The organism is Finegoldia magna, from assembly GCF_018371055.1.
Lineage (GTDB): Bacteria > Bacillota > Clostridia > Tissierellales > Peptoniphilaceae > Finegoldia > Finegoldia magna_I.
Genome location: NZ_JAGYZD010000071.1, coordinates 1 through 7,637 on the forward strand (window position 1 = coordinate 1; position 7,637 = coordinate 7,637).

Sequence of the window (7,637 nt, forward strand, 5' to 3'; positions counted from 1 at the left end):
TTTTTGGTATAACCTAAGAACGCCTACCCGCATAGCGGGTAGTTTATTGTTTCGTTCGCAAGCGAACTCAACTGACTAAAGTCATCAATAAAAAAACTAAGTTATTGCTAACTTAGTTTCATAATTATCTTAAATAATTTAGTGGATCAGTGTGTTGACCATTAAATCTTACTTCGAAATGAAGGTGAGATCCTGTTGAATATCCAGTTGATCCCATAAAAGCAATTAATTGTCCACGTTTTACTCTTTGACCAACGCTACAGTTATATCCACTCAAGTGTCCATAGTATGTCAATGCTCCATTATCGTGTTGAACTTTTACAAGATTTCCGTAGCCACCGCTCCATCCAACATGAACTACAACTCCATCTTCTGCAGATACAATTTGTGTTCCCAATGGTGCTGCAATATCAAGTCCTGTGTGGAATCCTGAACCATGTCCAAATGGATCACTTCTCCATCCGTAAAAAGAAGTCATTCTGTGAGATGATGGTACTGGCCATTGTAAGTATGCTCCGTCATTATTGATGACTGGTGCTGAAATATTAGTATTGAATGCCTTGTTTCTTTGCAACATTTCACGTCTTCTTTTTTCAGCTTGAGCTCTTTGTGCTGCAAGTAATTTCGCTTGTAATATCGCCTTTTTTTCTTGGTCGATTTTGCCGTCAATTTTTTCAAGTTCTTTAATTAATGAGGATATTTCTGATTCAGTCATGCTGACATTTTTTGAAATATCGTCTATTAACTTTTGTTGTTCTGCCAATATATCATTTAATGCTACGACTTTTAATTCCAAATTCTTTTTTACAATTTCCATTGTTTGCATCTTAGATTTTAGTTCGTCTTGTTTGTAATCTAATGAGATTTTTTCGTGTTTCAAATCATTCAATAGATTTTTGTCAAATCTAGCAATGTAATTCATCAAACTTACGTTGTTCAATAAATCATTCAAATTTCCAGATCCGAAAAGCACATCGACCTTTGCGCCGTCTTTTGATATGTACATTCCTTTTAATCTTTTTTGAAATTCTTTTGTTTTTTGGCTGATACTAGATTTGTAATTTTCGATTTCTTTTTTAGTGTCATCTATTGATTTGTTAATTTTTGCCAATTCTTGTTGCTGAATAGCAAGTTCTGACTGAGTTTTAGTTAATTTTAAATTGATATTCTTTAACTTTTCCAACTCAGCGTCTTTATCATCTTTTAATTTATTTAGGTTGGATTTAGATTCGTTTAAATCCGAAGTTTTTGCTTTTTTTTCGTTATTTAATTCGGTTAATTTGTCTGCATACACTGCATTAGTCATAAGCATCATGCACAAGGCTAATGCGACAATTTTCTTCTTCATAATTCCTTCCTTATATTTTGAGATATTTTTTGCTACTTAATACGGAACCGAATGCTCCAATTCCGATACCTAGACTGATAAAAATCTTCAATAAATCCCACCTAATCATCACTGGTGGAACCAAATAAGTTGATATCAATCCATACACAGTCTTATTATACCTCAAATATCCATATCTGTACAAGTAATAACAAGCCAAAAACGCAACCACAGCGCCGATTATCCCGAAAAATATTCCCTCAACAACAAGCGGTGCAGATATTACCAAATTCGATGCACCAATATTTTTCTTAATGGCAATTTCTTTTCTTCTGGCATACACAGTTAATCTAATCGTATTTGAAATATTTATTATTGAAATCATCACTAATATTGCAACTACGATTGATCCAGCGTATTTTACAATTCTAGATGCATTTGAAATTTTCGCAATTAAATCTTTGTAAAAACTTACCTTTTCAACGCCATCTATTTTTTGAAATTCTCTGACGTATTGTTCAGCATCGTTTACATTCTTCAGTGTAATTTCAAATGATGCAGGAAAAGCTGATTCCATTCCTTCAATCAAAGTTTTATCATCTAAAGACTTGGAGAAATTCTCCATAGCTTGTTTGTTGGAAACATACTTCAAATCCTTAATTCCATCTTTTTGTTTGATAATTTGTTCAATCTTTTTCGTCTTGTCCTCTTGAATTCCATTTTCCAAGTACACATTGACAAGATTAACTTTTCCTTCGATGTCTTTTACAGCTTGATTCATCGTCAACATAGATATAATTACAGATCCCAAAATCAAAAGTGCCAGAGAAATCGTCGTCAAAGATGCAAGTCCCATCGATCTGTTTTTCCAAATACCTACAAATCCTTCTTTCAAAGTGGATATCATAACTCTAATTCTTCTCATACATTCCACCTTCTTCATCTCTAACAATAATACCCTTGTCCAATTGAATTACTCTTTTTTGTAATTTGTTCACTATATCCTTCTCGTGAGTTATCATCATCACAGTCGTACCACGTTCGTTAATTCTGACCAACGCATTTGCAATGTCCATGCTTGTAACTGGATCCAAATTCCCCGTAGGTTCGTCTGCAATAAGTAGTTTTGGTTTATTAACCATTGAACGTGCAATGCACACTCTTTGCATTTCCCCACCGGATAATTCGTGTGGATATGCATTCTTTTTGTCTTTCAAATTTACCAAATCAAGTACAGTATCAATCGTGGATTTAATCTCTGAAGAACTCTTTCCCAAAATTTGCATAACGTATTTTATGTTTTGGTACACAGTCTTATTCTCCAATAATTTAAAATCTTGGAACACCATCCCTATACTTTGTCTTAATTTAGGAACCTTCCTCGCTTTTAATCTGGTTATGTCTTCACCGTAAAGGTAAATCTTACCTCTATCTGGATTTATCTCTTTAAGTATTAGTTTAGTAATAGTTGATTTACCCGCACCACTTGGTCCAATCAAAAAAACAAATTCACCTTGTTCAATTTTAAAATTGCAATCGTTTAGTGCGCACACTTTATTTTTATATGTCTTATCGACATGAACGAATTCTAACATTTTTCACCTCGTAAACCTAATTATATCACAGACTTTTTAAATTTTTAAACAACTGGATATTTAAATCTTTTTAGGGTATATATATTTTTAGGTGATGAAAATGAACAAAAAAGAAATTAGAAAACAAATGTTAAAACAAAGAGACTCCATATCTGACAAACAAAAAGTCGACGATGAACTCTTAAAAGAATTGGAAAACTTAGAAGAATTCAAAAAATCCGAAAACTTTTTTGTGTACGTAAGCTTTGGATCTGAGTTTAATACTCACCAACTCATAAAAGATTTGTTGGAACAAGGAAAAAAAGTATATGTTCCCTATGTAAAATCAAAAGGACACATGATTGCTGTAGAAATCAAAAGCTTGGACGATTTGGCTCCTGGAGCTTACGGAATCCTCGAACCAAAAAATCCAGTTGAATCAAATTCCAAATTTGATTTCATGCTAGTACCTGGACTATGCTTCGACAAAAACAAATACAGAATTGGCTACGGTGGAGGATTCTACGACAGATTCATCGACAAAATCGGCGAAGATTCCTACAAAGTTTCCATAGTCTACGATTTTCAATTAGTAGATGATTTGCACCCCGAAGAGTTTGACAGACCAGTTGATAAATTAATAATTCAAAAATAAATATCCACAAGCAAAAAGGCCACGAATCATTTCGAATTCTGTGGTCTTTTGTATTATCTTTTTTGTTGATAGTTAGTATTTAGTTAAATTGACAACCTGATCACTAAAAAAAATCTTAATTATTTTTCATCTCTCAATGCATAATTCATCGCAGGGTCATTTCCTATCATATAATCTGCAAATGATTGTTCTGCGTGGAAGTCTGGTGTCATTGTATTATGTATATAATCGTAATTCTTATAATTATGGTTATATACATCACTAAGCATGTAATCATTTCTAAAGACTTTAGGACAATATGTTCCTAATACTTGAAATCTCTTTATATAAAATAAATTCAAAGCTCCTGATGCCATTCTCACAGGAAATCCTGAGTCTTCTCCGATGATTTCTACATTGTCTAAAACTTTTAATATGCTTAATGCATTATCACCTGCTGCAGAATAAGAGTTTCTTCCTATTAAAAGTTTAATCTTTACATTTCTATTTTTTGATTGATATTGCATTATTTTCATTATTATATTCTCGAAAAGATAATCAGACCCACCACCATTTAACCTTAAATCAATAACTATACAGTTAGGATTTTTGCTAATCAATTTTTCATTAAAATCTTTTTCTAACTCATAAATACTGCTGTTTTCATTTTCAAGTGCTGAATCATAATGCACTATTAGACTATTATTTTTAATTTCATTATAATATAATTTATTTTTTTGGTTTATTTTTTTGTAATGGTCTGATTTTATTGAATTCATCTTTTAAATTATTAAAATAAAATTCACCAATATTGAATGTAAAGAATTCTTTATTATTTATTTCTATTTTGTTTACTTTAATTTTTGGGAAATAACTTGATTTTATATCGTAATGATATTTATTATTGTCTTTTTTTAGAGTTAACCTTATATTATCATCTTTTGTTATATTCTCTTTTCTCAATAAATTCATCATCATTATATTCTGACATGCTACTTTATTACGAAATGATTCATTTTCACCAGATACATAGTTAGATATTCGTTCAATTACTTCATCTATATTTATTCCATTTATTTCCAAAACTTGACTTCCAATAATATCATTTTGCGAACTTGCAAATACATAATACCCATCACGAAATTTCTCTAATATAATATTAGAATATGAATTTTCATAATCAGATATAACTTGTACATGTCCTTGCCCAAGCTTTGCCATAAGTAATTTCATATCATATTGCATATCTAACAAAGATTTAGTCTTCGCGTTCTTGATAAAATCATTACATTCACGTTTAAATTCTTCTCTTGAAATATTATCAAACAAAATATGGTTTTCTACCATAAAATCTCTGAATTCTTTCATGATTTCTTTATATTCTTCTATATCTATCTTATCTTGTGGATTTATATCTACTGTTTCCAACTTATTAATATTTTCATTTGAAATATACATGCGTGTAGTATCTTCATCAAATTTATCTATGTATTTAAAACCAGTAGTAGTCATGATAAATATGATAACTACTAATAGGTTAATAATTTTATTTTTTAAATTCATCTTCTCATTAAACAGTTTTATACTGCAATTTTCATAATTTATCCCGAAACAATTGCAACTTAAATTACCACAATTAGATTCAGTAATGCTGTAGGTATCGTTATTGTTTGTTTCTACTCCAGGATTTCTTTCATCTAGTAATAACTTCATTCCTTTCCTCCTATTAAAATAAATTTATATTTAGCCAATGTTATGCTAATAAAAACTTTTTAATTTTTAGAATATAAAAATCCCTTTATTTTATCAAATAAGGAACTATTAACTTCATCTCTAAGCGCGTAATTCATAGCCGGGTCATTTCCTATCATATAATCTGCAAAAGATTGCTCTGCGTGGAAGTCTGGTGTAAGCATATCACCTTCATAATCATAGTTTTTATAATTATGATTAAATACATCTCCCCTTTCATAATTTTGTTTAAATATTCCTATCCCATAATTACAATAAAGTTTTAGACTTTTGATATAAAACATACTATCAGAACCCGTTGTATTTTTAATTGTAAATCCTGAATCAGATCCTATTACTTCAACATTATCCATTATTCTCATCGTTTTCATAGTTGCGGGTGCTGTTGCAGAATATGAGTTATTACTTATCAATACTTTAATTTTTGTCTTTGGATTTTTTATCTGATAAAATGACATTTCTTTTAAAATATATGGGTAAATGTAAGTACTACCTCCCCCATTGAATCTTAAATCTATAACTATTGTAGTAGGCTTACTTTCATATAATTTTTTATTTATCTCTTTCGAAAAATCGAAAATATTAAATTCTGCATTTTCAAAACATGAATTATAATAAATTATTAAATCTTTGTTTTTTATTTCAGAATAAAAGTTTTTTTCTGTTTGATTTATTACATCTAGTGGTTTAATGCTAACAGAATTCTGATTATTCATTCTATTTACAATCTTAGCTGTATTCATAAAATAAAAATCAGTATTTTTAGAGTCCAATTTCCCAAATTCCCATTTTCTGAAATTTTGAGGAATTACATTTTTATAAAATATTTTCCCGTTATTTTCTAATTTAAGTGTTATTTCATTGCCACTTACTATATTTTCGCGTCTTAAATTATCGACTATTCTAATGTTTTCAATTGCAAAAAATTTGAATATATTCTTGTTTTCACCTAGAAAATATTTTGATACTTTCTTTTCTACCTCTTCAATTGGAGTATTATTTATTGCTAAAAGTTTGCTTCCTAGGATATTACTGTATTGTTTGCTGCATATATTTATGTAGTAACCATCTTTTAACAGAATTAAATCTACTGGCAATTCTTCAGTAAAATATCCTGACCCAAGCCCAACATGCCCTTGTTTTAAGCTAGATGTCAGTACCTTTAAATCTAATATAGTATCGACTATTGTATGTTCTTTTTTATCTTTAATAAATTTGTCGCATTCTTTTGAAAATTCTTCTCTGGATGTATTATTAAAAATCACATGATTTTCAATCAAAAAGTTTTCTACATCTTTTATAGTTTTTTCATATTCTTCTTGTGAGATTTTAGTTTTCAAATCAACCGTAATTTTGTCTTCTAAATTGATATTTCCTGTTGTAATAATTTCACGTATATATTCAGGTACTTCTTGCACATTATCTGAATATGTAAATCCTGAGCAAAAAATTAAGAAAATTAAACTAAGTATTGTTTTAGTAATAAAGCTAATAAATTTTTTCTTTTTATAGCTTATACAGATGTGTTCTCCTGCCTTGTTGTTTATCACGCTAATTTCCACTCCTTTTGATTTTAAAGCACAAATATTGCAACTTATTTCATATTTGACTTCTAGCTTGTCAATTTTAATTTCAATGAGATTTATTTCGAATTTTAATGTTTTTATTCGAATCGTGTAACGTTTTCATAATATTAAAATAAAAGTCCTGTTATTAATTCATATTATCTTTAATTGATTTTTTTGTCAACAGTTTATTTATTTGATGTTCTAATATATAAAGATTGATATGAAATAGTTTTTGTTCTTTTGTTTATAAATCAGATTATCCATAATAAACAAGTATAGATATTATCCGCTTTTGCTAACTTTATTTCATTTATTTGATAAATCTATAAGTATTTGTTTTTATATCGATACAAGATAGTTTCTTGTTGGAAATCATAATATGAACTAAAAAACAGAGACATTTTAATGTCTCTGTTCAATCTCTAATATTATTATTTAAAATCCAGTGTATCCACGAATTGTAATATTTCTAATAACTTTGTTCTTTTTTTGAATGTTTTTTCTATGTTTTTCTTCAAATATTGGTACAAATCATCGTTTCTAGCTTCAAATGATTTAATTTCCATGACAATATTCATGTACTTTTTGTCTTTGTATGTGCTTTTTAATCTCTTTCGATAAATTTCCCATACTTTTTCAAATGTTTTGTCTCTGTCCTGTTTGATAAGTTCTTCTACGAATAGTATAAAATAATACGAATCATGTATTGATGACAAGTTTTTGAACACATTCGTATAATCTTCTTCGTTCAAATATTTCTTGGTTTCTGATATGATTTCTTT

The 7,637-nt window shown here is 29.0% G+C and carries 7 protein-coding genes and 1 pseudogene; 1 reads left to right on the forward strand and 7 read right to left on the reverse strand.

The genetic code is table 11. The features are described from left to right. Nucleotides 1–124 precede the first annotated feature (124 nt). The 3 genes from KHW44_RS04385 to ftsE are packed head-to-tail and all read right to left on the reverse strand — an operon-like array spanning nt 125 to nt 2,922. Nucleotides 125–1,348, reverse strand: a complete 1,224-nt coding sequence (locus tag KHW44_RS04385; protein WP_304066435.1) for a murein hydrolase activator EnvC — start codon at nt 1,346–1,348, stop codon at nt 125–127. Between the two features lie 10 nt (nt 1,349–1,358). Beyond that, a complete protein-coding gene (gene ftsX, locus KHW44_RS04390) occupies nt 1,359–2,252 on the reverse strand; it encodes a permease-like cell division protein FtsX (protein ID WP_002835101.1) in 894 nt (297 codons plus the stop codon). Further along, nucleotides 2,239–2,922 (reverse strand): cell division ATP-binding protein FtsE, encoded by a 684-nt coding sequence (gene ftsE, locus KHW44_RS04395; protein WP_002837266.1) that lies wholly within the window; start codon nt 2,920–2,922, stop codon nt 2,239–2,241. The genes ftsX and ftsE overlap by 14 nt, the downstream gene beginning before the upstream one ends. Nucleotides 2,923–3,022: 100 nt before the next feature. Here ftsE and KHW44_RS04400 point away from each other — a divergent pair, with 100 nt between their 5' ends. Then, nucleotides 3,023–3,556: a 5-formyltetrahydrofolate cyclo-ligase gene (locus KHW44_RS04400; RefSeq protein ID WP_304066441.1), complete on the forward strand. Its 534-nt coding sequence runs from the start codon at nt 3,023–3,025 to the stop codon at nt 3,554–3,556. A gap of 119 nt (nt 3,557–3,675) precedes the next feature. On the opposite strand, the gene KHW44_RS04405 is transcribed toward KHW44_RS04400, so the two are convergent. From KHW44_RS04405 to KHW44_RS04420, 4 genes and pseudogenes are all read right to left on the reverse strand, one after another. After that, nucleotides 3,676–4,227: a hypothetical protein gene (locus KHW44_RS04405; protein ID WP_304066444.1), complete on the reverse strand. Its 552-nt coding sequence runs from the start codon at nt 4,225–4,227 to the stop codon at nt 3,676–3,678. A 37-nt stretch (nt 4,228–4,264) separates the two neighbouring features. Then, nucleotides 4,265–5,248 (reverse strand): hypothetical protein, encoded by a 984-nt coding sequence (locus tag KHW44_RS04410; RefSeq protein ID WP_304066447.1) that lies wholly within the window; start codon nt 5,246–5,248, stop codon nt 4,265–4,267. A gap of 59 nt (nt 5,249–5,307) precedes the next feature. Further along, complete coding sequence (locus KHW44_RS04415) at nt 5,308–6,837, reverse strand: hypothetical protein (RefSeq protein ID WP_304066450.1); 1,530 nt, start codon at nt 6,835–6,837, stop codon at nt 5,308–5,310. A 449-nt stretch (nt 6,838–7,286) separates the two neighbouring features. Then, nucleotides 7,287–7,637, reverse strand: a pseudogene (locus KHW44_RS04420) (phage tail protein); the annotation flags it as partial.

Coding starts and splice junctions, on each gene's coding strand:
- KHW44_RS04410 (WP_304066447.1), bottom strand. CDS start 5,248: ATGAAGTTATTACTAGATGAAAGAAATCCTGGAGTAGAAACAAACAAT.
- KHW44_RS04400 (WP_304066441.1), top strand. CDS start 3,023: ATGAACAAAAAAGAAATTAGAAAACAAATGTTAAAACAAAGAGACTCC.
- ftsE (WP_002837266.1), bottom strand. CDS start 2,922: ATGTTAGAATTCGTTCATGTCGATAAGACATATAAAAATAAAGTGTGC.
- KHW44_RS04385 (WP_304066435.1), bottom strand. CDS start 1,348: ATGAAGAAGAAAATTGTCGCATTAGCCTTGTGCATGATGCTTATGACT.
- ftsX (WP_002835101.1), bottom strand. CDS start 2,252: ATGAGAAGAATTAGAGTTATGATATCCACTTTGAAAGAAGGATTTGTA.